The sequence below is a fragment of the Sphingomonas sp. ID0503 genome (assembly GCF_048565625.1).
In the GTDB taxonomy this organism is placed as follows: domain Bacteria; phylum Pseudomonadota; class Alphaproteobacteria; order Sphingomonadales; family Sphingomonadaceae; genus JBLZUR01.
Genome location: NZ_JBLZUR010000002.1, coordinates 173,013 through 198,648, shown reverse-complemented (window position 1 = coordinate 198,648; position 25,636 = coordinate 173,013). Strand labels below are relative to the sequence as shown.

Sequence of the window (25,636 nt, the reverse complement as noted above, 5' to 3'; positions counted from 1 at the left end):
ACCGATCGCCTCGGCGCGGCGCAACTGCCGCGTCGATGCCGCGTACCCGCCGCCTCGGTGCCGCCTGCCCGGCGCAAAGGCGGGCAAGACGCTTCACGAGCCGCAACTTACACAACTTAAGGGAGCGGAACGCCCGCCCTTACTTCGGCGGAGTCGCCGAGATCTTGCCCGGCGGGGTCACGCTGCCCGTCGGCTGGCCGGCCCGCTTCGGCACGGTGAACCTGCCGCTCACACGGCCGCCGGAGGAGTTGATGTTGCCGCCGCCCACTGCCGATCCGTCGATCGTGGCGCGGCCGGTGACCAGGTTCACGACCAGCCGGCCGCCCTTCACCTGGTTGCTGCCCTTCTGCAGCGTCACGCCGCCGATCATGGTGATCAGCCGCCCCGGTACGTCGTAGATCGCGAAGGCACCCCGCGCCGTCTCGGTGGGGCTGCGCAGGGTGACGCCGCCCGACGCGTCCAGCCGCTGCACATCGGTGGACTGGCCGTTGTCGGTATAGGCGACGACGACCCGCGCCGCCTCCATCGTCATCTCGGCCTGGCGCACATGGACGTTGCCGGTCAGCACGGCACGGTCGGCGCGATCCTGCACCTCGATCGAATCCGCGTCGAAGTCGATCGGCGCGTTATTGTCGTGGTTCTTCAGCGATGACGTCGCCTGCCCGAACGCGGAGGTCGCGACCAAGCTCAGGACAAGAAGTGAAAGCGGCGCGCGGGCGATCATCGCGCCGCTCTGCCGCCGCGCCGGTCGATATGCAAGCGCGCGCGCCCGTCCAGCCGCACCGTGCGCGCGTTGAGATCGGCGGTCATCTTGTTGCCGCTGAACCGCCCGAGCCGCATCGTCCCGTCCACCGGCGCGCCGCTCACCACCTTCCGGGTGTTGAGGTCGATGCTGACGTCGCGGGTCAGCATCCGGTAATTGTCCGGGCCGTTGAAGGTCACGGGCCCGTCCACATAGACCTTCTGCGCGTTCATGTCGTAGCGCCCGGTCTTCGCCACCACATCGGCCGGGCCGTCCTGCAGTTGGATCTTGGCGGTCAGCGCCGACAGCTTGACGACCGGGTCGCGAGACGTCGCCTGCACCGCGGACCCCGCGCGCAGGCTGAACGGCTGCCCTTGCGCATCCTGCCCGCGATAGAGCGCGTCGGTCACCCGCATCCGCTCCTTGGCGACCTCCACCCGGTCCTTGGACAGGACGAAGCTGATGTCCCGCCCGCTGGTCAGCGGCGCCAGCGCCAGCACGGCGACCATCGCGCCGATCGCCACCGGCAAGGCGATGCGCAGGGCGTGGATGACGCGATCATGGCGTCCGCCAGGTGTCGCCCAGCGCTCGCGCCAGCCGCGCTTCTCCAAGGCCCCCGAGGCCACGCCGCCGCCTCAGATATGCGCGAAGATGTCGATTTCCGGCCAGCCCGCGAGATCGAGATCGGCGCGGTGCGGCAGGAAGTCGAAGCAGGCCTGGGCAAGCGGCATCCGCCCCTCGCGGCTCAGCCGCTCGTCGAGCTTTTCCCGAAGCGCGTGGAGGTAGCGGACGTCGGAGGCTGCATAGTCCTTCTGCGCGTCGGACAGCTCGGGCGCGCCCCAGTCGGAGGACTGCTGCTGCTTGGAAATCTCCTGCCCCAACAGCTCGCGCACGATCTCCTTGAGGCCGTGGCGATCGGTATAGGTGCGGATCAGCCGCGACGCCGTCTTGGTGCAGTAGACAGGGGCGGCGACGACACCGAGGTAATGTTTGATCGCCGCCAGGTCGAAGCGGGCGAAATGGTAGAGCTTCAACCGGTCGGGATCGGCGAGCACCGCGCGCAGGATCGGCGCGGCATAGTCGCTGCCGGGGCCGAAGCGGACGAGATGCTCGTCGCCCCGCCCGTCGGAGATCTGCACGACGCAGAGCCGGTCGCGCGGCGTGATGAGGCCCATCGTCTCGGTATCGACGGCCACGGGCCCGGGCGCAAGCACGCCTTCGGGCAGGTCTTCTTCGTGAAAGTGAACTGTCATCCCCGGCGCATAGGCCGATGGCGCGGGCGGCTCAATAAAATCATCGTGGGCCATATGGACGGACACGCCCCCGGCCCCGATCGTTGCCCCTGCCCCAGCAAAGGAGATGATCGCCATGATCGACGATCCCAAGACCGGCCCTGCCGACGACGAGGCCAAGGACATGGAAGAAGCGCAGGAAGAGGCCGCCGAGGAGCGGAAAGAGGAAGGCGGTTACCAGTAACGGCCGGCGAGGCGGCGTTCCTAGCGCCGCTTCGCCTTCGCCGCGCGGGACCAGAGGTTCAGCGCCTCCACCCCGGCCGAGAACGCCATGGCGGTGTAGATATACCCCTTCGGCACATGCGCGCCGAAACCCTCGGCGATCAGCACCATGCCGATCATCAGCAGGAAGCCGAGCGCCAGCATCACCACCGACGGGTTGCGTGCGATGAAGTTGCCGAGCGGATCGGCGGCGAACAGCATCACGCCCACCGCGAAGATCACCGCCACCACCATCACCGGCAGATGCTCGGTCATGCCGACCGCCGTCAGGATCGAATCGATCGAGAAGACGAGGTCGAGCAGGATGATCTGAACGATCGCCGCGCTTACGGTCAGGCTCGCCTTGCCCGCGACGGTCCCCGCGTCGGCAGGCTTGTCGTCGACCGAATGGTGGATCTCGGTCGTCGCCTTCCACACCAGGAAGAGGCCGCCCGCGATCAGGATCAGGTCCCGCCAGGAAAAGGTCGTTTCGAAGGCGGCAAGCCCATGCGCATCGACCGGCCCTCGGATGCCGAGGTCGAACACCGGCGCGGTCAGGCCGACGATCCAGGCGATCATCGACAGCAGCCCCAGCCGCATGCCGAGCGCCAGGGCGATGCCGATCCGCCGCGTTCGCGCCCGGCTCTCCGGCGGCAGCTTGTTGGAGAGAATCGAGATGAAGATCAGGTTGTCGATGCCGAGCACGACCTCCATCACAATCAGGGTGATGAGCGCCGCCCAGGCGGAGGGGTCCGATAGAAGCGCCAAAATCCCATCCATTTCGCCTCTCCTACGCGATCGTTGCGGTGAGTCGATCCGCTTTTAAGGCTGATCGCGCCACATGACGGCTGAATCGAAGCTGAATCACGTGAATCCCCTCGCCGCAAGAGGGAATGTAGGCTATGGCTTCCAATTGGCGCTCACTGCTCGGGCGCTGACGGACCGGTGGGCAACGCCCTGTGCGCCGGTCTTGGACGAATTTGGGCGGCGGGAAAGTACTGCAAGGCATGGGTTTCGATAGAGGACGGCGCGGTCAGCGCGGTGGCAGGGACAAGCGCGACGGCTTCGGCGGCGATGACTTCGGCGGCGGTTTCGGCGGCGGCGGTGGTTACGGCGGCGGCGGTGATCGCTTCGGCGGTGGCGGCGGCTATGGCGGCGGCGGCGATCGCTTCGGCGGTGGCGGCGGCGGTTACGGCGGCGGCGGCGATCGCTTCGGCGGCGGTGGCGGCGGCGGCGGTTTCCGTGGCGGCGGCGGTGGTGGCGGCTTCGGCGGCGGCAACCGGATGCCTCCCCAGGTCGTCGGCACCGGCAAGGGCGTCGTGAAGTTCTTCAATGCGCAGAAGGGCTTCGGCTTCGTCGTCCGTGATGACGGTGGCGAGGACGTGTTCGTCCACATCTCCGCTGTCGAGCAGGCGGGCCTGACCGGCCTGGCCGAAGGTCAGCCGCTGGAATTCACGCTGGTCGATCGCGGCGGCAAGGTCTCCGCGACCGAGCTGAAGATCGAGGGCGAGCCTCTTCCCGTCACCGACCGCGGCCCGCCGCGCGATCGTGACGCGGGCCCGGGCGGCCCCCGTGGCGGCGCCGGCGGCGGCATGGGCGGTCCGCAGCGTCAGCTGACCGGTGAGAAGTCGACGGGCACGGTAAAGTTCTTCAACGCGATGAAGGGCTTCGGCTTCATCCAGCGCGATGATGGACAGCCGGACGCCTTCGTCCACATCTCCGCGGTCGAGCGCGCGGGCATGTCGAACCTCAACGAGGGCGACCGCCTGGAGTTCGAACTCGAGGTCGACCGTCGCGGCAAGTACGCCGCGGTGAACCTGACCACGATCTGACCCCTCCGCCCCGGCGGATAGAAAGAGCCCGGCCCGCAGCAATGCAGGCCGGGCTTTTTGTCGAGCTGGTTAGTCTCGCGGTTCGCACCCGGCGACATCAGGCCGCGCGCATCACCGGCAGCGCATCCCGAATCACCCCCAAGGCTGACCGCAGGAACAGGGCTGCGATCACCGCCCCGATGATGAGGTCCGGCCACGGAGACGCGAACAGCGCCACGCCACCCGCGGCCACCAGCACGCCAGCGTTCGAAATCACGTCATTGCGCGAACATTCGAAGGTGCTCGACATGTTCACGTCTTGCCCGCGAAAGCGCCAAAGCAGGCGCAGGCAGACGAGATTGGCGGCGAACGCAAGCCCACCAAAGACAAGCATCAGCGCCGACGATGGCGGCACGCCGCTCGCCAACTTGACCGCGACCTCGATCAAGATAACGACGCCAAACGCCAGGATGAACAGCCCTTTGACAAGTGCCGCGCCGCCCTTCCAGCGCGCGCTGCGCGTCAGGGCATAGATGCTGATACCATAGACGATCGCATCACCGAGCATATCGACGGCATCCGCCATCAGCGCCGTCGATCCAGCGACCAACCCTGCGCCGAATTCCGCCACGAACATAGCGGCATTGATGACGAGCACGATCTGCAGCACGCGCCGCTGCTCGGACTGCTGGGCAAGACGCTCCAGTTCGCGGCCCTTGGCTGCACAACAATGGTCCGCCACGATGGTCCTCCCGAGACAAAGATCGGCGGCCCGGCCTGTCTTGGCAAGAACAGCGTGGAGCGGAAACGCCATGCACGCCTGCGAGGATCGTCTGGCCACCATGCGTTGAAATGAGAGCCGACGTCGAGGCGCCGGCTCCCGTGCTTCAGCCGTGGCTCACCCGAAGATGAAGTCGGTCGCCTTCAGGTTTACGCCGTTCTCGAACGTGGCGATCAGCTCGGCGGCATGGTCGCCGCCCTTGCCGTCCGCGTCGAACCAGAGGCGGTCGGTCGCGGCGTCGAAGAAGAACTCGGCGCCCGCTGTCTTCGCCGCCGTGCCTGAGGTGAGCACGAAGGCCTTGGCGCTGCCGAGCCCGAAGTCGCTGAGCGAGATCTGCAGCTTGTCGTCGCCCTGCTTGAAGTCGACCACCGTGTCGCCGCGCCAATGGCCGTTGGCATAGGGCGAGTCGTCCTCGTCGTCGGCGACGTTCATCACGAACACGTCCTTGCCAGCGCCGCCGGTCAGCTCGTCCGCCCCCTCGCCGCCTTCCAGCCTATCATTGCCGTCGCGGCCGTTCAGGACATCGTCGCCATCCTCGCCAAAGAAGCGATCCGCGGCCTTGCGCGATCCCATCATCACGTCGTCCAGCCCGGTGCCATGGAACGCCTCGATCGAGGTATAGGTGTCGCCCTTGGCCAGCCCTTCGTGCTTCTTCTGGTCGGCCATGTCGAGGTAGACGGAGAAGTCCGCCTCGTCCGAGAACCACACCTCGTCAGTGCCGCTCCCGCCGTCGATCACGTCCTTGTCCAGTGCCTCGGTGCCGATGCTGAAGTAATCGGCCCCGCCATCGCCGTACATCTTGTCCGCGCCCGCGCTGTCGATCAGCGTGTCCTGACCCGCGCCGCCGCGCAGCACGTCCTTGCCCGAGCCGCCGTCGAGGATGTCGTCGCCTGCGCCTCCGGTCACGCTGTCCGCACCCGAGCCGCCTTCGAAGTGCAGCGTCTCGAAGTTCTTGGCCGAGCCGCCGCTCTTGAACGTGTTCGAAGCCTTGAAGGTAAAGTTCTCCGCCACGCTGCTGCTGCGGAAGTAGAGGTGGAGGTTGTCATGACCGGCGCCACCGTCCGCCACGTCCTTGACGCCTACCGAAACACGGTCGCCGCCGGTGCCGCCATTCAGCGTATCCGCTTCGGTCCCCCTGTCACCACCGGAACTGTCGTCATCCGTGTTGAGCGTCCCGTCCGAATAGAGGAAGTCGCTTCCGCTTCCGCCGTTGATGACGTCCTTGCCGGTCCCGCCGTAAATGAAGTCATTGTCCTGACCACCGTCCAGCTTGTCGTTGCCGGCATCACCTTGCAGGAAGTCGTTGCCTGCCGACCCGTTCAGCGTGTCCTTGCCTGCACCGCCGCTCAGGTAATCGCCAAGGACGTAGCCGGTGATCGCATCATTGCCCTTGCCGGCCAAGATGTTGAACTTCTCGATGCCCTTGATGTCGAACTGTCCGTTGAACTTGACCGACTTGATCGGGTCCGCGGCGGTGAACTTGATGGCGGCATTGCTGTCGGTGAGCGAGAGGGTCAGCGTATCGACGCCCTTGCCGCCGTCCATCGTGTCACCCTTGGCGTCGGCGAGGTCGATCACGAAGAAGGTATCATCGCCCGCGCCGCCCAACAGGGTGTCCTTGCCAGCGTCGGTGAACAGCATGTCATAGCCCGAACCGCCATCCAGGTAGTCGTTACCCTCACCGCCGTTCAGCGTGTCGTCGTTCTGCTGGCCGTACAGCTTGTCGTTGCCCGCCATGCCATAGAGCGAGTCGCCACCATAGCCGCCGCGGAACTCGTCCGCTTCGCCGACCATGTCGAGCATCTGATCCGCGCCATATCCGCCCGTCTTCTTCGCCACGTGCAATCTCCCTGAGAAAACTCTGGGGACGCCCTTTGGCGAGGCTGTCAGCGGTGGACGATCACGCCACGACGAAGGGCGGCGGACACGCGACGACCGCGCGGTTCACGACGAACCACGCGGCTGCGGCGACGAAGATGCCGGATAGATCAGTTGTCGCGGTGACGGCGGTGCTTGTGCTTCTTGCCGTCCTTGTCGCCGATCACAGCACCCGCGGTGCCGCCCAGGACCGCGCCTGTGGTCGTACCGAGACCCGTCACCGATCCCGCGACCGCGCCCGCCGTGCCGCCGATCAAGCCGCCCCGGGTCGCCCCGCGCGAGCAGGCGCCGGTCAGGGTGACCGATCCGAGGAGGAGGGTGATGGCGGTCAATCGGAACGCTGAGCTACGCATGTACTGGTCCTTTTAGAAGTGACGCTTTTTCAAGCGCCGGACCACCGATGCGGTTCCGTCAGGCAATCATTCGTCGCAAAGTGTCGATGCGGTCCGCCTCCGCCGCAGGCTTGTCGGTGCGGAGGCGGGAGATACGGGGGAAGCGCATGGCGACGCCGGACTTATGCCGTTTCGACTCGTGGATCGAGTCGAAGGCGATCTCCAGCACCAAAGTCTTCGCCACCTCCCGCACCGGGCCGAAGCGCTGCACCGTATTGTTGCGGACGAAGCGATCGAGCCAGCGCACCTCCTCGTCGGTGATCCCGGAATAGGCCTTACCGACTGGCAATAGCTCGCCATCCTCGGTCCAGCAGCCAAAGGTGTAGTCGGAATAGTAACTCGATCGTTTGCCGTGCCCGCGCTGCGCGTACATCACGACGCAATCAGCGGAGAGCGGATCGCGCTTCCACTTGTACCAGAGACCGACGCGGCGGCCGGCGACATAGGGGCTGTCTCGCCGCTTCAGCATGACGCCCTCGATCGCGGCATCGCGAGCGGTGGCCCGGATCTCCTCGAGCGTGTCGAAGCTGTCCGCATCGATAAGGGCGGAAATATTGAAGCGGTCTGGGTTCAGCTTCGACGCAAACGCCTCCAGCCGCGTACGCCGATCGCTCCAGGGCAGGTCGCGCACGTCTTCACTGCCATCGACCAGGATGTCGTAGAGGCGGACGAATGCGGGGTAGTCGGCCTGCATCTTGGCGGTCACGGCCTTGCGGCCGAGGCGCTGCTGGAGCGCGTTGAAGCTCGCAGCCTCTCCGCCCTGGAACTCGCCCTTTACCAGCAGTTCGCCGTCCACCACGCCGTCGCGGTCGAAGGCGTGCGCCACATCGGGGAAGCTGCCGGTGATGTCGTCGCCCGCCCGGCTGAACAGCTGCGTCTCGCCATTAGCGCGAGCGATCTGGACGCGGATGCCATCCCATTTCCACTCGGCGGCATAGTCGGCCATATCGACCCGCAGGTCCTCCAGCGGATGCGCCAGCATGAAGGGGCGAAACTTCGCCTCCGGCCGCTCGCCTTTGCCCCCCGCCCATTCGAACAACGCGGTAAAAGGCGGGCGATCGCCATGCCAGGCCTCTTGCACATGATCGACATCGACGTCGAAGGCCTGGGCGAAGGCGGTGGCGGCCAGCCGGGCAGAGACGCCGACGCGGAGGCCGCCGGTCGCGAGCTTGAGCAGCGCGAAGCGCCCGGCCGCATCGAGATGGTCGAGCATGCGGGCAAGCGCGCGCGGCCCTTCGGCGCGGCTCAAGGAGGTCAGCCGTTCGACCACCGCCGACAGGCTCAGCGATCCGTCGTCGAGCTCCTCCGGTTCGCCCTCCGGCTTGGGCCAGATCAGCGCCACCGTCTCGGCGAAGTCGCCGACATAGTCGTGGCTCATCGAAAGGAGGACGGGGTCGACCCGCTCCTCCACGATGGCGCGGATGGCGGCGGGCTTCACGGCGGGCAGATCGAGCGCGCCGGTCAGCACCGCCATCGCATAGCCGCGATCCGGATCGGGCGTGACGCGGAGGTAGTCCGCGATCAGCTTCAGCTTGCCGTTCCGCGAGCGCGTGTAGACCAGATTGTCGAGGAGCTGCGAAAAGGCGTGCATCTAAGAACCTTCGCCTCATCATCCGAGCCTCTGCCGGGATGATGAGGCGGTATCGCTACATCACCTTTCGACCGGCTATCAGCCCGAGCACAAGGAAGATCACGAAGATCGCGATCGCGACGAAGGCAAGGATCTTGGCGATGTCCACGAACGTCCCGCCAAGGCCACCGAAGCCGAGGACGCTGAGGATCACGCCGATGACGAGGAAAATGAGCGCCCATCTAAGCATGGCAGAACTCCCTTGTTATAGGAGCGTAACGCCGTGCGATGGGCGCTGTTCCGGCACGGCTCGGCTCAGCCCTTGCGGCTCGCCTCGAAGAGGAACCAGGCGCGCTCCTCGGCAAGGTCGGTCCATTCGTCGAGGATGCCGCTGGTCGCGTTGTCCTTCGCGTCGTCGACGATGTCCTTGGCCTCACGCAGCGAGGTGACGAGGGCGAGATTGTCCTCGCGCAGTTCCTTCAGCATGTCCTCGGCCGAGACGAAGTCCTTGTCGTTGTCCTCGATCGTCTGGTGGCGGGAGATGTCGCCGATCGAACGCAAGGTGGTGTTGCCGGTCTTGCGGACCCGCTCCGCGATCGCATCGGTAGTGCCGAGGATCTGCGCGGCCTGTTCGTCCAGCATCAGGTGATAGTCGCGGAAATGCGGGCCGGAGACGTGCCAGTGGAAGTTCTTGGTCTTCAGATACAAGGCGAAGCTGTCGGCGAGGATGCCGTTCAGCGCCTCCGCGACCGTTTTGGCCGAGTTGGACGTGATGTCGGTGGGGGTGGCAAGCGGGGCGGGGGCGGTGTCGGCCATCATCTATCTCCGTACTGCAAGAACGCTATTGCGTCCCCGAACGCCATGCCGATGGCATGGTTTCGCCAAGATGAGGGTTTAATTCCTCGATCGCAACGATCGGTAAAGACGATCATTTGGAGCGACGCCGGCCTTCTCTGGGGTGACGTCTTTGCGTGAGATGAGGCGGCTTAGCCCCGCAGGCGCATGTTGACGCTGGCGAGATAGGCCTGGCTTGCCGCCGCATCGCCCTTGCCCAGCGCGGCGGCGTCGCGCATCGCGTCAGTCAGAAGGCCGCGCGCGACGACATGGCTGCCATCGGCCACCGCCTCCTCGCAGCGGCGGACCAGCGCGACCAGCGGCGTCCAGCCCAGCTCCGCCGCGATCATCCGCACCTCGCGCAACCGGTTGTAGAGAATACGAACGGGCAGACCCGCAAAGTCGGCGCAGAGCCGTTCGACATCGTGCCGCAGCGTGAAGCCGCGTTCCTGGCCGTCCTGTGGCAGCGTCGCCATGCTGCACCCCCTCCTGATGACTTGCGAAGAGTGACAGACAAGCGTGAACCTTTGATGAAGCGGCGACCGTCGGGTCATCTCGGGCATCCGCAGGTGCTACTGAGCGGTGGTTGTGGGTGGATGCGCGGGCCTGCTACGGGCCGAAGAAGACGCTCTACAACCGCTCGGCCGAGAGCGGGTGGCAGCGCGCATTCCAGGCGCCGGCGACAGCCGGTGGACCGCCGGCCGAGCCGCGGACGGCGCCCACGACAGCGACGTGCTCCGCCGCTCATCGGCCGCGACACCCCATCGGTGATCCCCAATGCCCCCCCCCGCCATCAGCCTCGCCGCTGGTGGCTATGAGTCCTGGCTCCGTGTCTATGTGGCAGGTGCCATCCTGTAGGACAGCGGAAAGGTCAGTCGAGGTCGAGTGCGGTGATGACGATGTCGCCTGGTGCGGTACCGGTTCGGTTCGCGGCGATGATGCGGCCGGCGCATTCCTCCACCCGCTTCAGCACCTGCGCGTCCTTGACGGCGGCCATGTTGGGCGACCAGTCGCCGCCCAGCTTGATGTAGGCGGTGCGGTCCAGCCGGATGGTAACGGGGGCGCCGTTGTAGCGACCGTGGAAGACGGGCCAATCATCGACGGTGGACTGAAGGATTTCGACAGTACGCATAGGGGCTGCCTCGCGATAGCGGCAGCCTTGGTAACGACCGTCAGTCAGCGCCGTGCCAATACTAGGAACGCCGATGAGTCGGGTTATACCACAAGCTCCGTCGGTCACCTAATCAGGCGCGATAGAGCGCATCCAGCCGATCGCCGTAGACCGCGCGGACGGCGTGGCGGCGGACCTTGAGCGACGGGGTGAACTGGCCGTTCTCGATCGTGAAGGGCGAGTCGGCGAGGATGAAGCGGCGGACCTTTTCGGTGACGCCCAGGCGCTGGTTGGTGCGGTCGAGCGCGGCCTGGACTGCGGCGGCGTCCGCCCCCTCCTCCGCCACGATCAGGGCGACGAGGTAGGGACGGCGGTCGCCCGTCACCACAGCCTGGGCGATCTCCGGCTCCAACGTCAGCAGGCCTTCCAGCCGCTGGGGCGAGATGTTGTCGCCCTTGTCGTTGACGATGATGTCCTTCTTGCGATCGGTGATCTGCAGGCGGCCGCGTTCGTCGAAGCGGCCGATGTCGCCGGTGGCGAGCCAGCCATCGGGGGAGAGGACGCGAGCGGTTTCTTGCGTCAGGTTCCAGTAGCCCTGCATGACCATCTCGCCACGGGCCATGATCTCGCCATCCTCGGCGATGCGGATCTCCGCGCCCTTGATCGGCGGGCCAACGGTGTCCATCGCGACGCCGGCCGAGGGGCGGTTGCAGGAGAGGACGGGGCTTGTCTCGGTCAACCCATAGCCCTGCAGGACGGTGAGGCCGAGCGCCTCGAAGAAGCGGCCGACCTCCGGATTGAGCGGCGCGCCGCCGGATACCAGCGCCTTCAGCCGACCGCCGAAGCGGGCACGGACCTTCGCGCCGAGTGTGCGATCGATGACCGGGGCGAGAAGGCGGTCGAGGAGCGTGGTCCTGCCCGCCGCCCTGCGGTCAGCGGCGGCGAGGGCGCGGTTGAGGAGGCGGAGGGGCAGTCCGCCCTGCTTCTCGATCTCTCGGGCAATACGCTGGCGGAGGACCTCGAACAGGCGAGGGACGACGATCATGACGGTGGGTCGCGTCTCGGCCATGTTGGCGGCGAGCTTGTCGATCCCCTCGGCATAATGGATCTCCGCGCCGAGGGCGACGGGGAGGAACTGGCCGGCGGTGTGTTCGAGGGCGTGGCTGAGGGGGAGGAAGGAGAGGAGCGCATCCTCGCCGATCGCGAAGTCGCCCTCAATGATGTCCGCGCATCCGGCGATGTCGGCGAGGAGCGCGCCGTGGCTCTGCATCACGCCCTTGGGCCGGCCGCCGGTGCCGCTGGTGTAGATCAGGCAGGCGAGGTCGGTGCGGGTGGTGGCGAGTGGCGGCGGGCTGGCCGTGGTGGCGAGGAGCGTCCGCCAGTCCTGAACGGCGACAGGGGCCGCGACCGGCTCCATGACGATGAGGTCGCGGCAGGCGGGTGCCTCGGCCAGCGCCTCGATCAGCGGTCTGGCGAGTTTGGCGGTGGAGACGATCGCCGCCCGCGCCCCGCTGTCGGTAAGGATATGGGCGTGGTCGGCGGCGGTGTTGGTGGTGTAGGCCGGCACGGTGATCGCGCCGGCCGCCATGATCGCGAAATCGGCGATCAGCCATTCGGGGCGGTTCTCGGACAGGATGACGACGCGGTCGCCGGGGGCGACGCCGAGGGTGCGGAGGGCGGCGGCGAGGGCGTCGATCTGAGCGGCGGCCTCGGCCCAGGTCAGCGAGGACCAGCGGCCGTCCGTCTTGGCGAAGAGGAAGGGGGCGCCGCCCTTCGCCGCCGCCTGAGCGCGGAACAAGGCGACGAGGTTGGGGGCTTGTTCGGGTTTCAACACTCGCTCTCCTCTCCACGCCGCTCGCACTGAGCTTGTCGAAGGGCCAGCGCCGACCGTCTCACTGGCCCTTCGACAGGCTCAGGCGAACGGCGGGAGGTATTCTCTCCTTGCGAACCGAGGTGTGGTTCATTCCTTCAGCCACACGCCTTCGCTCCTCGGGTCCGCCGCGCCGATCCAGCCGTCCGCCGTCCGTTCCGCCGCATTGGCCTTCAGCGCGTTCTTGCCGAGGACGACGGTGTGGCCGAGCTTTTCGAGGGCGGGTTTCATTGCGACGATGGCCGTGCCGTCCTCCAGCGCCACGGCCGGGGCGGCACGGAACAGGGCGGGGAGCGCCACTGCCTCCTCCGCCGAGAGGCCCCAGTCGAGATGCGCGATGACGGCCTTGGTCACCTGCATGATGATCGTCTGGCCGCCCGCCGCGCCGACGGTGAAGACCGGCTTCCCCGATGCGTCGTACACGATGGTCGGGGTCATGGCAGACATCGGACGCTTGCCCGGCCCGACCCGGTTGGCGACGGGGGCACCGTCCTTCTCGGGAGCGAAGGAGAAGTCGGTCAGCTCGTTGTTGAGGACGAAGCCGCCGGCGACGAGCTGGCTGCCGAAGCCGCTTTCGACGGTGGAGGTCATCGTGGCGACATCCCCCTCCCCGTCCACGGCGACGAAGTGGGTGGTGCCGGCGGGTTCGGTCTCCGGTGAGGCGGTGCGCGGTTCGGCACCCTTGGGATTGCCGGCGGGGTACTTGGCGGCAGCGTGGGTGGGGGAGATCAGCCGGGAGCGGGCGGCGAGATAGGCGGGGTCGATGAGGCCGGCGACGGGGACCTTCACGAAATCCGCATCGGCCATCCACATTTCGCGGTCGGCATAAGCGAGCTGCATCGCCTCGGCGATCAGGTGCCAGGCGACCGGATTGTCCTTGCCGAGCTTCCGAATGTCGAAGCGTTCGAGGAGGCCGAGGATCTCCAGCATGGTCAGCGCGCCGGATGAGGGCGGGCCCATGCTGCAGACCTTGTACGCCCGGTACTTGCCGCAGACGGGCGGGCGATCCTTAGCCTGGTAGGCGGCAAGATCAGCGGCGGTGAGCGCAGTCGGGTTGCGGGTGGTGGTCGCCACCGCATCGGTGATCTGGCGGGCGATCTCGCCGGTGTAGAAGGGGTCCGGCCCTTCATCGGCGAGGGTGCGGAGGGTCTTCGCCAGCGCCGGGTTGCGGATGAGGGTGCCGACCGCGGCGGGCTCGCCGTCCTTCAGGTAGAGGGCGGCGATCGCCGGAAAGTCCTGCCAGTTGGTGTATTTCGACGTGTTGGCGATGGCGCGGTTGAGGCGGGGGGTGACCTTGAAGCCCTCCTCGGCCAGGGTGATGGCGGGGGCGAACAGCGCCTTCCAGGGCAGGCGGCCCCAGCGGGCGTGGACGCGGGCGGCGAGGCGGATGTTGCCCGGCACGCCCACCGAATAGCCGCCCGGCCAGGCCGACATGAAGGGCATCGGCCGGCCATCCGCGCCGAGAAACCGGTCAGGCCCTGCGGAGGCGGGTGCCGCCTCCCGCCCGTCCACCGATCCGATCGTGCCGGTCCTCGCATCATGGTGGAGGAGGAAGCCGCCGCCGCCGATGCCGGAACTCTGCGGCTCCACCACGGTCAGCGCCAGCATCATGGCGATGGCGGCGTCGGCGGCGCTGCCCCCTTCGCGCAGGATATTGCGGCCGGCCTCGGCTGCGCGGGGATCGGCGGCGGAGACCATGCCGCCGGCGGCGTGGGCCGGGGTGGCGGCGGCGGGGAGGAGGATGAGGAGGGCGAGGACGGCGGTACGGAACGGATGACGCATCGCGCCAGATTACAGGGGTTGGGCGGCGGGTCCAGCGGGGGAAGGTTGGGACGGGGAGTTCGATTGGCATTCTCGCGCCGCCCGTTCGCGCTGAGCGTGTCGAAGCGCTGGTGAGTGGTGGGCGCTGGCACCCTTCGACTGCCTGCAAGGCAGGCGCTCAGGACAGGCTTCGACAAGCTCAGTGCGAACGGAGCGGGTGGGCGTGGAAGCGATCCGGTGCCCCCTGTTCCCTCTCTCACGCCGTTCGTGCTGAGCCTGTCGGAGCGCTGGTGGGGCGGTGGGCGGTGGCACTTCGACAGGCTCAGTGCGAACGGAGCGGGCGCCCCATCACCCGGTCTACCTTCTCCCACGCCGTTCGTGCTGAGCCTGTCGAAGCACCAGCGGAACGCGGTGGGCAGCACCCTTCGACTGCCTGCCTGCGACAGTCGCTCAGGACAGGCTTCGACAGGCTCAGTGCGAACGGGTGTGGGGGCGGTTGTGCGCGGGAACGGTGTCCACCTCGCTCCGTCCATCCCGAGCGAAGTCGAGGGACGGTCATCGAGCGAAGTCGAGAGGTTTCGCGCGGCGGGCGGAAGAGCGCCTCGGCTGCGCTCGGCCTGCGTCCCTCGACTTCGCTCGGGATGGACGGGTGTTCGCGGCGCGGTCGGACGAGGGGAGTTGGCGGCGGCCCCTATCTCACTGTGGTGGTTTTCGACGGTTGGAAAGAGCGGGTGGGCCGTTCGGACGGCCCGGAAAGTCGCAAAAGTCTCACCTCAACGCGCGCGCATGTACGTACGCGTATACGCGTGAGGGGTCAGGCGGGGTCGCGGGGGTGGTTGCCGGTGTGGGGCTCGATCGGCAGGCCGGGGTCGGGATCGAGCGGCAGGTCGACCAGCTTGGCCTGACGGCTGGCGAGATATTCCGGCGCGCGCAGGCGATCGTTGATCTTCGAATGGCTGGGATGGGTGAAGCGGTTGGGGTCGAGATGCTTGATCAGGAAGATCAGCAGGCGGTCCGACGGGGTACGGCTCTGCACCGCAAGCTCGCCCTTCTTCCAGATCTGCTGCGTGCGGCCGTGGATCGCGCCCTCGAACGCGGCGGAGACGAGGCGGTTCGACGCCTGGCGCAACGCATGATCCCAGGCGAAGGCGAAGTCCGCCGCATCGAGCCGCGCGCGCAGGCGATAGGCGGAACGCGGGCTGACCCCCGCCGCATCGGCGGCATCGGTGACACACCCCGTCTCCGCCAGCACGGCGATGAACACACGCTGCCGATCGGCCGTCCAGCCGTCATGCCGCGCGCGGGTGACGGCGGGGGTGAAGCTGGGGAGATCGGCGGAGGTGTCTTCGGAACGGTCGAAGTCGGCGTGGCTGGCGTCGGTCATGGTGCATCCCCGGTTGTGTGATTCGGGGAGCGCTAGCCGATTTGGTTAGCTGTAGGACAGCAGGTTTGAAAGTTCGGCGCTTACCGCACGAGGGTTCAGTCGAACTCTGCCTTGATAAGGATTATACCAAACGTGCCAACATCCTCGATCTCGGCAATACCACTTAGTGACTGCCCCGGCGTCAGAAACTCCACAGTGTTGGCGCTTAAACTTGACGGATACACCGTAACTTGATGTGCGAAGGTTTCACGTAGGCTGCTCCGCTCTCCCGGGTTCAGTCTTACGTAAGTCTCGCCCATGCTGAAACCCGTTGCCTCTACGATACCAGAGAAATGGATCCACTTGCCTTTATAGCTAGCAAGCTGTCGGTCGGTCTCTACCCCGGAACTCCTGAGCCGAAGAGAGGCCAAATTCTCGGGCGTCGCTTCCTTGGGAAGGAAGATGCGTTCTTTTGGCGCTAACAGACCAGCATCCGCCTTGATGTGAACCTCAGATCGTAGCGGGACAGATGGATCGATCTGTACAGAGAGGGCTGCATGTTCTTCAGCGCTCTTCCGCCGCACCTGCCGCTCCGCCCAAGCAACATCGTCCTTCAGTCTCTCAAGTTTCTGTTCGTAAATCCACTTCATGGCACGCCAGACTAACGCCGTAACGATGATCAAACAGACAGTGAATGGCACTGGAGCAGTCCAGATCGCAAGGGTCTGCTTTACGATCATGTCTATCGTGCTATCAAGGCCCACTGTGTTACCCTAAATTAAAGCCGATCCGGCGACCCCTATATCAATACACGTTTTCTAGTTCTTTTTCTTTCTCCACACTAGTGGTGTATCGAGGGAGTCTCTAGGGTCCGGACCCAATAACGGCTTTTGCTACCGCTTGGATCGTGATTCACTGCGTTGGTGTGGAGGCGGTGGAATGGCTGATTTCTTCTGGTTTTCCGATGCGCAGTGGGAGCGGATCGCACCACTGCTGCCGACGGACGTTCGCGGCAAGGCACGTGTGGATGATCGCCGGGTGCTGAGCGGGATCGTGCATGCGCTCCGCTGCGGCGGTCGCTGGGTGGACTGCTCGGACGTGTACGGGCCAAAGAAGACGCTCTACAATCGCTTCGTGCGCTGGTCCGAGCGCGGCATCTGGGAGGGGATTTTCAGCGCGCTGGCAGGCGCCGACGACGCGCCGGACCGGCTGTTCATCGATAGCAGCTGCATCAAGGTCCACCGCTGCGCAGGCGGTGGAAAAGGGGGGCCTTGGCCCATGGTATCGGCCGCACCAAAGGCGGCCGGAACACCAAGGTCCATGCCGTCTGCGACGCCAAGGGCCGCCCTCACGTCCTCCTGCTGACGCCCGGCAACGTCCACGACTGCAAGGTCGCCAAGACCTGCATCGCGGCGCTGCCCCCATCCGTCGAACTCGTCGCCGACAAGGGCTATGACAGTCAGGAGTTGCGCGAGTGGCTCGACCAGCGCGGCACCCAGGCCGTCATCCCGCCGCGCTGCAACCGCAAGGTCCAGTACGACTACGACCGCACCATCTACAAACAGCGCAACGTCATCGAGCGCATGTTCTGCCGCCTCAAGGACTGGAGGCGGCTCGCCACCCGCTTCGATCGCAACATCAAGAACTTCATGAGCGCCATCGCCCTCGCCGCCACCGTCATCTGGTGGTTGTGAGTCCGGACCCTAGATATCACTATGAAGTGCTCTTGGCAGCGGGCTAGAATTGACGTCTCACCGACAAGTGTCACCGGACACGCCACCCCTTTGAAGTTGATAATTGGAGCGCCTCTCTCAGGCTGCCCCTGGTTATACCCAAGAACAAGCGGGAGCGTTACCAAGGCAGTGCACCAAAACAAAAGATTCAGCTCCCTCCACTTCCCGGGCGGGAAGAAAGGACGACATATTATTCCGAAGACAAACAAGAATATAATAGCGTTGAAGAGTAGCCTCGGACCTTCGGCAGCATATTCGCGATCATACACAAACGAGAACAACATAAGAGCCAACATGGCAGTGCAGGGTATTATGTAGGCTACTCTTCGGCGCCTACTCATCTCCTGCCACCGAACTGCCTTACCCGCAGACTCTGCCGCTTTAATCTTCTCGTGCGTTTGATCTGGAACCAAAGCGGAGTAGACTGTAGTAATAATCAATATCGGTATAATCAGTCCGGCGGCCAAAGTAAGATATATGATAGATGCCCGAAAAAGGAAGTCACTTGCTCCGAATGCTCCTATGACTCCCTTCGGGAGAGACCAAAAAAGCCCTGCGGCGTACATCCCTACGACTACAGGGTACGTGCCGACCAGAACTGGCCAGAAGTTCTTAACGCGCTCCCATTCGGTTGATGAACTCATCAGGTGTATCAGCCTCGCAGGATACTGCTACTCCGCCGCCACGCCCGCCGTGCCGAACAGCCCGCCTTCGGCGTCCTCGTTCGCGACCTCGGCCTTGGCCTTGGCGGCCTTGCGGCGGTCGAAGGCGTCCCAGACGTCGGTCCAGTTGCCCTTGGTCGCGGCCTTCGAATATTCGGTCGCGCGGGTTTCGAAGAAGTTGGCGTGTTCGACGCCGTTCAACAGCGGGGCGAGCCACGGCAAAGGATGGTCCTCGATCATGTAGATCGGCTTCAGCCCCAGCTGACCCAGCCGCCAGTCGGCGACGAAGCGGATGTACTTCTTGATGTCCTTCGGCGTCATGCCGTTGACCGGACCCTGTTCGAAGACGAGGTCGATGAACGCGTCCTCCAGCCGGACGGTCTTCTGGCACTGGTCGAGGATATCCTCCTGCACCGCCTTGGTCAGGCAATCGCGTTCCTTCACGAAGGCGTGGAACAGGCGGATGATGCCGTCGCAATGCAGGCTCTCGTCGCGGACGGACCAGGTGACGATCTGCCCCATGCCCTTCATCTTGTTGAAGCGCGGGAAGTTCATCAGCATGGCGAAGCTGGCGAAGAGCTGCAGCCCCTCGGTAAAGCCGCCGAACATGGCGAGCGTGCGGGCGATGTCCTCATCGGTATCGACGCCGAAGGTCGCCAGGTAATCGTGCTTGTCCTTCATCTCCTTGTACTGAAGGAACATGCTGTACTCGCTCTCGGGCATGCCGATGGTGTCGAGCAGGTGGCTGTAGGCGGCGATGTGGACCGTCTCCATGTTGGAGAAGGCGGTCAGCATCATCTTGACCTCGGTCGGCTTGAACACGCGGCCGTATTTTTCGTGGTAGCAATCCTGCACCTCGACATCCGCCTGGGTGAAGAAGCGGAAGATCTGGGTGAGCAGGTTGCGTTCGTGGTCGGTCAGCTTCTGCGCCCAGTCGCGGCAATCCTCGCCCAGCGGCACCTCCTCCGGCAGCCAGTGGAGCTGCTGCTGCCGCTTCCAGAAGTCATAGGCCCAGGGGTATTCGAACGGCTTGTAGACGCGGGACGCCTGGAGGAGGGACATGGCTTCACGAACTCCGCTTTGGGTACGGGCGCGGCGGCACGACTCAACCGGCCCACGCTACAGAATGTAGTATGTCCGGGGGCGGGATGCCATGTCTAGTGGTTGAGCGCGGGTTCTCCCCAGCTTTGTGCGGGGCTGTGGATGGGCCTCCTTCATCCTCCCCCGGAGGGGGAGGGGGACCGGCCGCAGGCTGGTGGAGGGGTAGGTGGTGCGGGGGCGCGGGTTGTGGTTTGGCGGAGCCGGGCCGGTCAGCATCGATCGGACGCCGGTCTTGTGCGGTACCCTACCCCTCCACCGCCTGCGGCGGTCCCCCTCCCCTTCCAGGGGAGGATTGGCGGTGGGAAATCCTCCCCCGCTAGGGGGAGGTGGCAGGCGGAGCCTGACGGAGGGGGCGGATGGGAAGGCCCGTTTCGAAAGACGTCGCCGGCCTCCCCCTCCACCGCCTTTGGCGGTCCCCCTCCCCCTGGCGGGGGAGGATGATCGGTCAGCGCAGGCTTACCGAGATCGGTTTGGGGAGGAACCACTTGACCAGCACGAAGCTGCCCGCCGCCAGCACCGCGAAGCAGGCGATGAGGTTGTAAAGGGCGTGGCGCCAGTCGCCGTGCATGAAGATCGGGTCCTGCGTGGTGATGAGGATCGCCGCCGCGCCGGTCAGCGCCAAGGCCACCTTAATGCGGGAGGGGAAGTCGGTGACGCGGCCCGAGATGGCGAGGAGGCCGAGGCCGATGAAGAGGGCGACGATCACCTCCTGCACGAAACCGACGATCATCGGGGTCGGGTTGGTGAGGCTGGCGCCGGCGGTGTTGTAATCGACGCTGGCGATCGGGCCGCGGCCGAACATGGCGGTCCCCTCCGGCGTGTCGGGCCAGGGGATCATGTAGACGCCGGTGTGGGGAAGGTTGGCGGCGAGTGCTGCCTGGACGTTCGCGCTCTGCTGTACGTCGACCGAGGAGAGGCCGAGCTTCGAAAGCGGGGTCGCCCAGAAGACGAAGCCCGTGATGAACATGGCGATGGCGGCGACGATGCTGCCGATCAGGACGCGGACCATTGGCGAAACCCTCCCTGTGTGTGGGAGCGGTTGTAGCGCGGGCCTTAGGCCGGGGCCATGAGCTTTCGGGCGAAGCCGATCAGGCCGGTCTGCCGCTTGCGGGCGAGACGTTCGGCCTGGAGGATGGCGGTGACGTCGGCGAAGCAGCGATCGATATCGTCGTTGATGAGGACATAGTCGTAGCCGTCCCAATGGCTGATCTCGGCCGCGGCGCGGGCCATGCGGCCGGCGATCACCGCATCGTCATCGGTGCCGCGCCCGCGCAGGCGCTTGCCGAGCTCCTCCATCGATGGCGGCAGGATGAAGACGCGGACGACATCGCCGCCCGCCTGCTGATAGAGCTGCTGCGTGCCCTGCCAGTCGATGTCGAAGAGGACGTCCTGACCCTCGGCCAGCATCGCCTCGACAGGGCCGCGCGGGGTGCCGTAGCGATGGTCGAAGACATGCGCCCATTCGAGGAGGTCGCCGGCGGCCACCATGTCCTTGAACCGGGCGACATCAACGAAATGGTAGTCGCGGCCGTCGACCTCGCCGGGGCGCATCGGCCGGGTGGTGGCGGAGACCGACATGGCGATGCGGCCGTCCGCCTCTAAGAGCATCCGCGCGATCGTCGACTTGCCAGCGCCCGAGGGGGAGGACAACACGAAGAGCAGGCCGCGCCGGGGCAGTTCGAGATGGGGTGGCGTGGCGGACGGGGTCATGGCGGGGCTGTGCGCCGGAGGAGCGGGGTGCGTCAATCGCGGATCGATCCTCCCCGGCACGGGGAGGTGGCAGCGCGCACGCGCTGACGGAGGGGGTTGCCAACATCCACCGCCTTGTGTGCGGAACGCCCCCTCCACCACGCTTCGCGCGGTCCCCCTCCCCGTGCCGGGGAGGATGGGGTAGGCCGGGGCATGATCCGTCGTCGTCCGTATGCCGCCGCTCTCCTGGTCGTCCTTGCCGCTGCCGTCATCCTGCTGCTGATGGGGCGGCATCCGATCTGCACCTGCGGGCGGGTGGATCTGTGGAGCAATGCCGTCACCGGGGCGACCAACAGCCAGATGTTGGCGGACTGGTATACGCCGAGCCACGTCATCCACGGGTTCCTGTTCTATGCGGCGGGGTGGCTGCTGCTGCGCAAGAAGCCGGTGCCGATCCGCTTCGTGATCGCGGTGGCGCTGGAGGCGGCGTGGGAGGTGGTGGAGAACAGTCCGGTGATCATCGACCGCTATCGCCATGCCACCTTCGCCTTCGGCTATGTCGGGGACAGCGTGGTGAACTCGGTGGCGGATATCGGGGCGATGGCGATCGGGTTCTTTCTGGCGCGGCGTTTGCCGGTGGCGGCGACGGTTGCGCTGGCGGTGGTCTTCGAGCTGCTGACGCTCTGGATGATCCGCGACAATCTGACGCTGAACGTGCTGATGCTGGTGCACCCGGTCGCGGCGATCCGGACTTGGCAGTTGGGGTGAAGGCGCGGTTGCTGTTAGGTGAAAGGCCATGAGCGCCGGACACGCCCATCACCACCACGGTCATGACCATGGGCACAGCCATGCACCCGCCGATTTCGGGCGCGCCTTTGCGATCGGCATCGCGCTGAACCTCGCCTTCGTGGTGGTGGAGGCGGCGGTCGGGTTCACGAGAGGATCGATGGCGCTGGTGGCGGACGCCGGGCACAATCTGTCCGACGTGCTCGGCCTCGTCGTCGCCTGGGCCGGGGTGGCGATCGGCAAGCGGCGCGGCGGGCCGCGCTTTACCTACGGCCTGCGCGGCAGCACGATCCTGGCGGCTTTGTTCAACGCGCTGTTCCTGCTGGTCGCGATGGGCGCGATCGCGCTGGAAGCGGTGCGGCGGATCGGCGAGGACGTGGCGGTGCCGGGGGCGACGGTGATGATCGTCGCGGGGATCGGCATCGTCGTGAACGGGGCGACCGCCCTCCTCTTCGCGCGCGGGCAGAAGGGGGACATCAACATCCGGGGCGCGTATCTCCACATGGCGGCGGATGCGGGCGTGTCGGCGGGCGTGGTGGTGGCGGGGTTCGTGATCCAGATGACCGGGCTCGCCTGGATCGACCCGGCGGTGAGCCTGGTGATCGTGGCGGTGATCCTGTGGGGGACATGGGGGCTGCTGCGCGATTCCGTATCGATGTCGCTGCTGGCGGTGCCGGAGGGGATCGATGTCGCGGCGGTCGACGGGACGCTGCGCGCGCTACCCGGCGTCGAGCGCGTGCACCATGTCCATATCTGGCCGCTGAGCACGACCGAGACCGCGCTGACGGCGCATGTCGTCATGCCACGCTACCCGGGTCTCGCCTTCTTCGAGGCAGCGAAGCACCGGCTGGAGCATGATTTCGGGATCGGGCACGTCACCCTTCAGGTCGAGCTGACCGAAGGGTGCGCGGAGGGGGATTGCGGCTAGGCCTGTTCGTCATGCTGGACCTTATCCAGCATCCATTCGGCGCTCCGTTTCAGTGGGACGCGAGCGTAAATGGATCCTGACTTTCGTCAGGATGACGGGAGTGGGTTATTCGGCCGGGGTGACGACGCGCTCGGTGCGGCGCTTGTCGTACGCCTTCTTGGCGAGATAGGCGCCGCCCAGCACGATGCCGAGCGGACCCATGCGGCGGATGACGCCGGCCGCGGTCGCGCCGAGGATCGCGCCCTTCACGCCGCCGCTGCCGTCGCGCTGGTCGATCTTGCTGCCGATGATCGCTGCGAGAACCTTGCCGATCATGTTCGTCTCCCTGTTCGATGTCGCGGGGACAAGCGCGGCAGGCGGGGTGAAGTTCCATCGCCGCACCGTGATGGCGCACCCGTCATGCTGAACTTGATTCAGCATCCATTCGGCGCAGCGTCAGATGTTCTGGCGTAGCGTCGAATGGATCCTGACTTTCGTCAGGATGACGAGGGAGGGCGTCAGGATGACGAGGGGAGGGCGTCAGGATGACGGTTGAGGCCCTCAGTGCTTCACCTTGTGGAGGATGAAGGCGATCGCGCCGCCGAGGAGGAGACCGACGACGCCGGAGCCGATGGCGGTGACCAGCCAGCCGAGCAGGCCGCCGCCCGCCGCGTGAGACCAGTGGTGGAGCGTGCCGGCGGGCTCGTGGAGGCCGAGCACCTCAAGCCCGTGGACGATGATGCCGCCGCCGACCCAGATCATCGCCGCCGTGCCGATGACGGAGATGGCGTTCATCACGATCGGCATCCCCTTTACGAGGCCACGGCCGATCGCCTGGACAGCGGCGCCACGCTTCTTCGCGAAGTGGAGGCCGATATCGTCCATCTTCACGATCAGGCCGACGACGCCGTAGACGCCGATGGTGATGGCGATGCCGACAAGCGCGAGGATCACCGCCTGTTCCCAGATCGGCTCCGCCGCGACCTCAGCGAGCGCGATGGCCATGATCTCGGCCGAGAGGATCAGGTCGGTACGCACCGCGCTCGCCACCTGCCGCTTTTCCAGCGTGGCGGGGTCGGTGGGGATGACCTCCTCGGCGGCATGGGTGTCGCCCTCGAACGCCTCGATCACCTTTTCCGCGCCTTCGAAGCAGAGATAGGCGCCGCCGCACATCAGGATCGGCGTGATCGCCCAGGGCGCGAAGGCGCTGAGCAGGAGTGCCGCGGGGAGCAGGATGAGCAGCTTGTTGCGGAGCGAGCCGGCGGCGATCTTGGCGATGATCGGCAGTTCGCGCTGCGGGCTGAGGCCCGTGACATATTGCGGGGTGACGGCGGTGTCGTCGATCACCACCCCCGCCGCCTTAGCCCCCGCCTTCCCCGCCGCCGCGCCCACATCGTCGAGGGAGGCGGCGGCCAGCTTGGTGAGGCCGGCGATGTCGTCGAGGAGCGCTACGAGACCGGTAGGCATGGGGATCCTTGCAGAGTGTCCCGTCCATAGACCGTTCATCCCGAGCGAAGTCGAGGGACATTCGCCGAGCGTAGCCGAGGCGGTGCGGGTGGCATCTCGGCTTCGCTCGATGGGGTCCCTCGACTTCGCTCGGGATGGACGGAGTTTTTGGGCTTGGTCATCCTCCCCGAGCGTGGTGGAGGGGTAGCGCGCGCATTCCCCTCCACCACTGCCTGCGGCGGCGGTCCCCCTCCCCATGCACAGCGTGGGGAGGATGTCTTAGCGGCCGAGCATTGTTTCGGGTTTTACGACGCGGTCGAAGGCTTCTGCGTCGACCAACTCCAACGCCAGGCCCGCTTCCTTGAGGGTCAGGCCGTGCTGGTGGGCGTGCTTGGCGATCTTGGCGGCGTTGTCGTAGCCGATTTCTGGCGCGAGCGCGGTTACCAGCATGAGCGAGCGGTCGAGGAGGTCGGCGATGCGGCGGCGGTCGGGTTCGAGGCCGGCGAGGGCGCGGTCGGTGAAGCTGTCCATGCCGGTCGCCAGCAGATCGATCGAGCGAAGGATGTTCGCGCCGATCAGCGGCTTGAACACGTTCAGCTCCATATGGCCCTGCATGCCGCCGACGGTGATCGCGGTGTGGTTGCCGATGACCTGGGCGGCGACCATCGTCAGCATCTCGGCCTGGGTGGGGTTGACCTTGCCGGGCATGATCGAGCTGCCGGGCTCGTTCTCCGGCAAATGGAGTTCACCCAGGCCGCAGCGCGGGCCGGAGCCGAGCAGGCGGATGTCGTTGGCGATCTTGGTCAGCGCGACGGCGAGCGTGTTGAGGCGGCCGGAGAGGTCCACCAGCGTGTCGTGGCTGGCCAACGCCTCGAACTTGTTGGGCGCGGTCTCGAAGGGGAAGCCGGTGATCTCCGCAATCTCCTTCGCGACATCCTCGGCGAACCCCTTCGGCGCGTTGAGGCCGGTGCCGACGGCGGTGCCGCCCTGCGCCAGCTTGGCGAGGCCATGTTCGACCAGCGGCCAGAGGCGCGTGCGGGCGAGGCGAATCTGCGCGTAATAGCCGGAGAACTCGTCGCCGAGGGTCAGCGGCGTCGCATCCTGCAGATGGGTGCGGCCGATCTTGACGATGTCGTCCCAGGCCTTGGCCTTTTCGAGCAGCGCCGCCTCGATCTTCTCCAGCGCGGGGAATAGCCGATCGCGGCAGGCGAGTGCTGCGGCGATGTGCATCGCGGTCGGGAAGCTGTCGTTGGAGGACTGGCCCTGATTGACATGGTCGTTGGGATGGACGGGCGACTTGCCGCCGCGCGTACCGGTCAGGATCTCGTTGGCGCGGCCGGCAATCACCTCATTGACGTTCATGTTGGACTGGGTGCCGGAGCCGGTCTGCCAGATGACGAGCGGGAACTGGTCGTCGAGCTTGCCCGCCGCGACCTCGGCCGCCACCGCTTCGATGGCGTCGGCGATCTTGGAGTCGAGACCGTGGCGGCGATTCACGCGGGCGGCCGCCTGCTTCACGATGGCGAGGGCATGAACGATGCCGATCGGCATCCGCTCGGTCGCGCCGAAGGGGAAGTTGCCGATCGACCGCTGCGTCTGCGCGCCCCAATAGGCGGCGGCGGGGACGTCGATCGGGCCGAAGCTGTCGGTTTCGGTGCGGGTTTCGGTCATGTGTCTGTCTCTCCTACAATCCAGAACCCGTTCGC

At 66.1% G+C, this 25,636-nt stretch carries 26 protein-coding genes and 1 pseudogene; 5 read left to right on the top strand and 22 right to left on the bottom strand.

From position 1 onward, the window contains the following. Positions 1-139: 139 nt before the first annotated feature. From ACM608_RS01950 to ACM608_RS01935, 4 genes are all read right to left on the bottom strand, one after another. A complete protein-coding gene (locus tag ACM608_RS01950; protein WP_419681380.1) occupies positions 140-724 on the bottom strand; it encodes an LptA/OstA family protein in 585 nt (194 codons plus the stop codon). Beyond that, positions 721-1,368: an LPS export ABC transporter periplasmic protein LptC gene (lptC, locus tag ACM608_RS01945; protein WP_419681379.1), complete on the bottom strand. Its 648-nt coding sequence runs from the start codon at positions 1,366-1,368 to the stop codon at positions 721-723. The genes ACM608_RS01950 and lptC overlap by 4 nt, the downstream gene beginning before the upstream one ends. A gap of 9 nt (positions 1,369-1,377) precedes the next feature. Further along, positions 1,378-1,995 (bottom strand): ribonuclease D, encoded by a 618-nt coding sequence (locus ACM608_RS01940; RefSeq protein WP_419681377.1) that lies wholly within the window; start codon positions 1,993-1,995, stop codon positions 1,378-1,380. 243 nt (positions 1,996-2,238) lie between these two features. Continuing rightward, the gene (locus ACM608_RS01935; RefSeq protein ID WP_419681375.1) at positions 2,239-3,015 is read right to left on the bottom strand and encodes a TerC family protein; all 777 of its coding nucleotides are present in this window, start codon (positions 3,013-3,015) and stop codon (positions 2,239-2,241) included. A 227-nt stretch (positions 3,016-3,242) separates the two neighbouring features. Between ACM608_RS01935 and ACM608_RS01930 the strand changes: the two genes are divergently transcribed. Next, positions 3,243-4,067, top strand: coding sequence for a cold-shock protein (locus ACM608_RS01930; protein ID WP_419681373.1), 825 nt, complete (start codon positions 3,243-3,245; stop codon positions 4,065-4,067). A gap of 97 nt (positions 4,068-4,164) precedes the next feature. On the opposite strand, the gene ACM608_RS01925 is transcribed toward ACM608_RS01930, so the two are convergent. From ACM608_RS01925 to ACM608_RS01895, 7 genes are all read right to left on the bottom strand, one after another. Next, entirely contained in the window at positions 4,165-4,860 is a 696-nt protein-coding gene (locus ACM608_RS01925; protein WP_419681371.1) for a cation transporter, read from the bottom strand. Between the two features lie 84 nt (positions 4,861-4,944). Next, complete coding sequence (locus tag ACM608_RS01920; RefSeq protein ID WP_419681369.1) at positions 4,945-6,666, bottom strand: calcium-binding protein; 1,722 nt, start codon at positions 6,664-6,666, stop codon at positions 4,945-4,947. A 149-nt stretch (positions 6,667-6,815) separates the two neighbouring features. Further along, positions 6,816-7,058, bottom strand: coding sequence for a hypothetical protein (locus ACM608_RS01915; RefSeq protein ID WP_419681367.1), 243 nt, complete (start codon positions 7,056-7,058; stop codon positions 6,816-6,818). Positions 7,059-7,116: 58 nt separating this feature from the next. Beyond that, a complete protein-coding gene (locus tag ACM608_RS01910; protein ID WP_419681365.1) occupies positions 7,117-8,688 on the bottom strand; it encodes a cisplatin damage response ATP-dependent DNA ligase in 1,572 nt (523 codons plus the stop codon). A 55-nt stretch (positions 8,689-8,743) separates the two neighbouring features. Further along, positions 8,744-8,917 (bottom strand): DUF1328 domain-containing protein, encoded by a 174-nt coding sequence (locus tag ACM608_RS01905; RefSeq protein ID WP_419681363.1) that lies wholly within the window; start codon positions 8,915-8,917, stop codon positions 8,744-8,746. Between the two features lie 65 nt (positions 8,918-8,982). Next, positions 8,983-9,483 (bottom strand): Dps family protein, encoded by a 501-nt coding sequence (locus tag ACM608_RS01900; protein WP_419681362.1) that lies wholly within the window; start codon positions 9,481-9,483, stop codon positions 8,983-8,985. Between the two features lie 170 nt (positions 9,484-9,653). Beyond that, the gene (locus ACM608_RS01895) at positions 9,654-9,977 is read right to left on the bottom strand and encodes a hypothetical protein (RefSeq protein ID WP_419681360.1); all 324 of its coding nucleotides are present in this window, start codon (positions 9,975-9,977) and stop codon (positions 9,654-9,656) included. Between the two features lie 64 nt (positions 9,978-10,041). Between ACM608_RS01895 and ACM608_RS01890 the strand changes: the two are divergent. Continuing rightward, a pseudogene (locus tag ACM608_RS01890) lies at positions 10,042-10,207 on the top strand (IS5/IS1182 family transposase); the annotation flags it as partial. Positions 10,208-10,372: 165 nt separating this feature from the next. On the opposite strand, the gene ACM608_RS01885 reads toward ACM608_RS01890, so the two are convergent. The 5 genes from ACM608_RS01885 to ACM608_RS01865 all read right to left on the bottom strand — a co-directional run bounded on the left by ACM608_RS01885 (position 10,373) and on the right by ACM608_RS01865 (position 16,346). Further along, positions 10,373-10,633, bottom strand: a complete 261-nt coding sequence (locus ACM608_RS01885) for a hypothetical protein (RefSeq protein WP_419681358.1) — start codon at positions 10,631-10,633, stop codon at positions 10,373-10,375. 112 nt (positions 10,634-10,745) lie between these two features. Continuing rightward, complete coding sequence (locus tag ACM608_RS01880) at positions 10,746-12,446, bottom strand: AMP-dependent synthetase/ligase (RefSeq protein WP_419681356.1); 1,701 nt, start codon at positions 12,444-12,446, stop codon at positions 10,746-10,748. Between the two features lie 126 nt (positions 12,447-12,572). After that, positions 12,573-14,264 (bottom strand): gamma-glutamyltransferase, encoded by a 1,692-nt coding sequence (gene ggt / locus ACM608_RS01875; RefSeq protein ID WP_419681354.1) that lies wholly within the window; start codon positions 14,262-14,264, stop codon positions 12,573-12,575. Between the two features lie 793 nt (positions 14,265-15,057). Further along, positions 15,058-15,627 carry a hypothetical protein gene (locus tag ACM608_RS01870; protein ID WP_419681352.1) on the bottom strand — a complete coding sequence of 190 codons (570 nt, stop codon included), beginning with the start codon at positions 15,625-15,627 and terminating at the stop codon, positions 15,058-15,060. A gap of 95 nt (positions 15,628-15,722) precedes the next feature. Further along, positions 15,723-16,346 (bottom strand): hypothetical protein, encoded by a 624-nt coding sequence (locus tag ACM608_RS01865; RefSeq protein WP_419681350.1) that lies wholly within the window; start codon positions 16,344-16,346, stop codon positions 15,723-15,725. A gap of 199 nt (positions 16,347-16,545) precedes the next feature. On the opposite strand from ACM608_RS01865, the gene ACM608_RS01860 reads away from it, so the two are divergent. Continuing rightward, positions 16,546-17,300, top strand: a protein-coding gene (locus ACM608_RS01860; protein WP_419681188.1) for an IS5 family transposase whose coding sequence is annotated in 2 segments (ribosomal slippage) — positions 16,546-16,887 and positions 16,890-17,300 — 753 coding nt in all. Because the reading frame shifts where the segments join, the coding sequence is not laid out codon by codon here. A gap of 710 nt (positions 17,301-18,010) precedes the next feature. On the opposite strand, the gene ACM608_RS01855 is transcribed toward ACM608_RS01860, so the two are convergent. From ACM608_RS01855 to gmk, 3 genes are all read right to left on the bottom strand, one after another. Continuing rightward, positions 18,011-19,063, bottom strand: coding sequence for a ribonucleotide-diphosphate reductase subunit beta (locus ACM608_RS01855; RefSeq protein ID WP_419681348.1), 1,053 nt, complete (start codon positions 19,061-19,063; stop codon positions 18,011-18,013). Between the two features lie 484 nt (positions 19,064-19,547). Next, entirely contained in the window at positions 19,548-20,111 is a 564-nt protein-coding gene (locus ACM608_RS01850) for a hypothetical protein (protein WP_419681346.1), read from the bottom strand. A gap of 44 nt (positions 20,112-20,155) precedes the next feature. Continuing rightward, positions 20,156-20,812, bottom strand: coding sequence for a guanylate kinase (gmk, locus tag ACM608_RS01845; protein ID WP_419681344.1), 657 nt, complete (start codon positions 20,810-20,812; stop codon positions 20,156-20,158). A gap of 192 nt (positions 20,813-21,004) precedes the next feature. On the opposite strand from gmk, the gene ACM608_RS01840 reads away from it, so the two are divergent. Together ACM608_RS01840 and ACM608_RS01835 are read left to right on the top strand one after the other, a co-directional pair. Continuing rightward, entirely contained in the window at positions 21,005-21,559 is a 555-nt protein-coding gene (locus tag ACM608_RS01840; RefSeq protein ID WP_419681342.1) for a DUF2585 domain-containing protein, read from the top strand. A 28-nt stretch (positions 21,560-21,587) separates the two neighbouring features. Next, complete coding sequence (locus ACM608_RS01835) at positions 21,588-22,505, top strand: cation diffusion facilitator family transporter (RefSeq protein ID WP_419681340.1); 918 nt, start codon at positions 21,588-21,590, stop codon at positions 22,503-22,505. A 105-nt stretch (positions 22,506-22,610) separates the two neighbouring features. Here ACM608_RS01835 and ACM608_RS01830 read toward each other — a convergent pair whose 3' ends face one another. The 3 genes from ACM608_RS01830 to fumC all read right to left on the bottom strand — a co-directional run bounded on the left by ACM608_RS01830 (position 22,611) and on the right by fumC (position 25,601). Continuing rightward, on the bottom strand, positions 22,611-22,820 hold the full coding sequence (locus ACM608_RS01830; protein ID WP_419681338.1) for a hypothetical protein: 210 nt from the start codon (positions 22,818-22,820) through the stop codon (positions 22,611-22,613). Positions 22,821-23,045: 225 nt separating this feature from the next. Beyond that, positions 23,046-23,951 carry a DUF808 domain-containing protein gene (locus tag ACM608_RS01825; protein WP_419681336.1) on the bottom strand — a complete coding sequence of 302 codons (906 nt, stop codon included), beginning with the start codon at positions 23,949-23,951 and terminating at the stop codon, positions 23,046-23,048. A gap of 258 nt (positions 23,952-24,209) precedes the next feature. Further along, positions 24,210-25,601: a class II fumarate hydratase gene (gene fumC, locus ACM608_RS01820; RefSeq protein ID WP_419681334.1), complete on the bottom strand. Its 1,392-nt coding sequence runs from the start codon at positions 25,599-25,601 to the stop codon at positions 24,210-24,212. Between the last annotated feature and the right edge of the window lie 35 nt (positions 25,602-25,636).

Excerpts from the sequence above, each read along its gene's own strand:
- ACM608_RS01855 (WP_419681348.1), bottom strand. The coding sequence starts at position 19,063 with ATGTCCCTCCTCCAGGCGTCCCGCGTCTACAAGCCGTTCGAATACCCC.
- ACM608_RS01950 (WP_419681380.1), bottom strand. The coding sequence starts at position 724 with ATGATCGCCCGCGCGCCGCTTTCACTTCTTGTCCTGAGCTTGGTCGCG.
- ACM608_RS01830 (WP_419681338.1), bottom strand. The coding sequence starts at position 22,820 with ATGATCGGCAAGGTTCTCGCAGCGATCATCGGCAGCAAGATCGACCAG.
- ACM608_RS01835 (WP_419681340.1), top strand. The coding sequence starts at position 21,588 with ATGAGCGCCGGACACGCCCATCACCACCACGGTCATGACCATGGGCAC.
- ACM608_RS01940 (WP_419681377.1), bottom strand. The coding sequence starts at position 1,995 with ATGACAGTTCACTTTCACGAAGAAGACCTGCCCGAAGGCGTGCTTGCG.
- ACM608_RS01935 (WP_419681375.1), bottom strand. The coding sequence starts at position 3,015 with ATGGATGGGATTTTGGCGCTTCTATCGGACCCCTCCGCCTGGGCGGCG.
- ACM608_RS01865 (WP_419681350.1), bottom strand. The coding sequence starts at position 16,346 with ATGATCGTAAAGCAGACCCTTGCGATCTGGACTGCTCCAGTGCCATTC.
- ACM608_RS01915 (WP_419681367.1), bottom strand. The coding sequence starts at position 7,058 with ATGCGTAGCTCAGCGTTCCGATTGACCGCCATCACCCTCCTCCTCGGA.
- ACM608_RS01850 (WP_419681346.1), bottom strand. The coding sequence starts at position 20,111 with ATGGTCCGCGTCCTGATCGGCAGCATCGTCGCCGCCATCGCCATGTTC.
- ACM608_RS01905 (WP_419681363.1), bottom strand. The coding sequence starts at position 8,917 with ATGCTTAGATGGGCGCTCATTTTCCTCGTCATCGGCGTGATCCTCAGC.
- ACM608_RS01825 (WP_419681336.1), bottom strand. The coding sequence starts at position 23,951 with ATGCCTACCGGTCTCGTAGCGCTCCTCGACGACATCGCCGGCCTCACC.
- ACM608_RS01840 (WP_419681342.1), top strand. The coding sequence starts at position 21,005 with ATGATCCGTCGTCGTCCGTATGCCGCCGCTCTCCTGGTCGTCCTTGCC.
- ACM608_RS01930 (WP_419681373.1), top strand. The coding sequence starts at position 3,243 with ATGGGTTTCGATAGAGGACGGCGCGGTCAGCGCGGTGGCAGGGACAAG.
- ACM608_RS01895 (WP_419681360.1), bottom strand. The coding sequence starts at position 9,977 with ATGGCGACGCTGCCACAGGACGGCCAGGAACGCGGCTTCACGCTGCGG.
- ACM608_RS01870 (WP_419681352.1), bottom strand. The coding sequence starts at position 15,627 with ATGACCGACGCCAGCCACGCCGACTTCGACCGTTCCGAAGACACCTCC.
- ACM608_RS01900 (WP_419681362.1), bottom strand. The coding sequence starts at position 9,483 with ATGGCCGACACCGCCCCCGCCCCGCTTGCCACCCCCACCGACATCACG.
- gmk (WP_419681344.1), bottom strand. The coding sequence starts at position 20,812 with ATGACCCCGTCCGCCACGCCACCCCATCTCGAACTGCCCCGGCGCGGC.
- fumC (WP_419681334.1), bottom strand. The coding sequence starts at position 25,601 with ATGACCGAAACCCGCACCGAAACCGACAGCTTCGGCCCGATCGACGTC.
- ACM608_RS01885 (WP_419681358.1), bottom strand. The coding sequence starts at position 10,633 with ATGCGTACTGTCGAAATCCTTCAGTCCACCGTCGATGATTGGCCCGTC.
- ggt (WP_419681354.1), bottom strand. The coding sequence starts at position 14,264 with ATGCGTCATCCGTTCCGTACCGCCGTCCTCGCCCTCCTCATCCTCCTC.
- ACM608_RS01910 (WP_419681365.1), bottom strand. The coding sequence starts at position 8,688 with ATGCACGCCTTTTCGCAGCTCCTCGACAATCTGGTCTACACGCGCTCG.
- ACM608_RS01925 (WP_419681371.1), bottom strand. The coding sequence starts at position 4,860 with ATGGCGTTTCCGCTCCACGCTGTTCTTGCCAAGACAGGCCGGGCCGCC.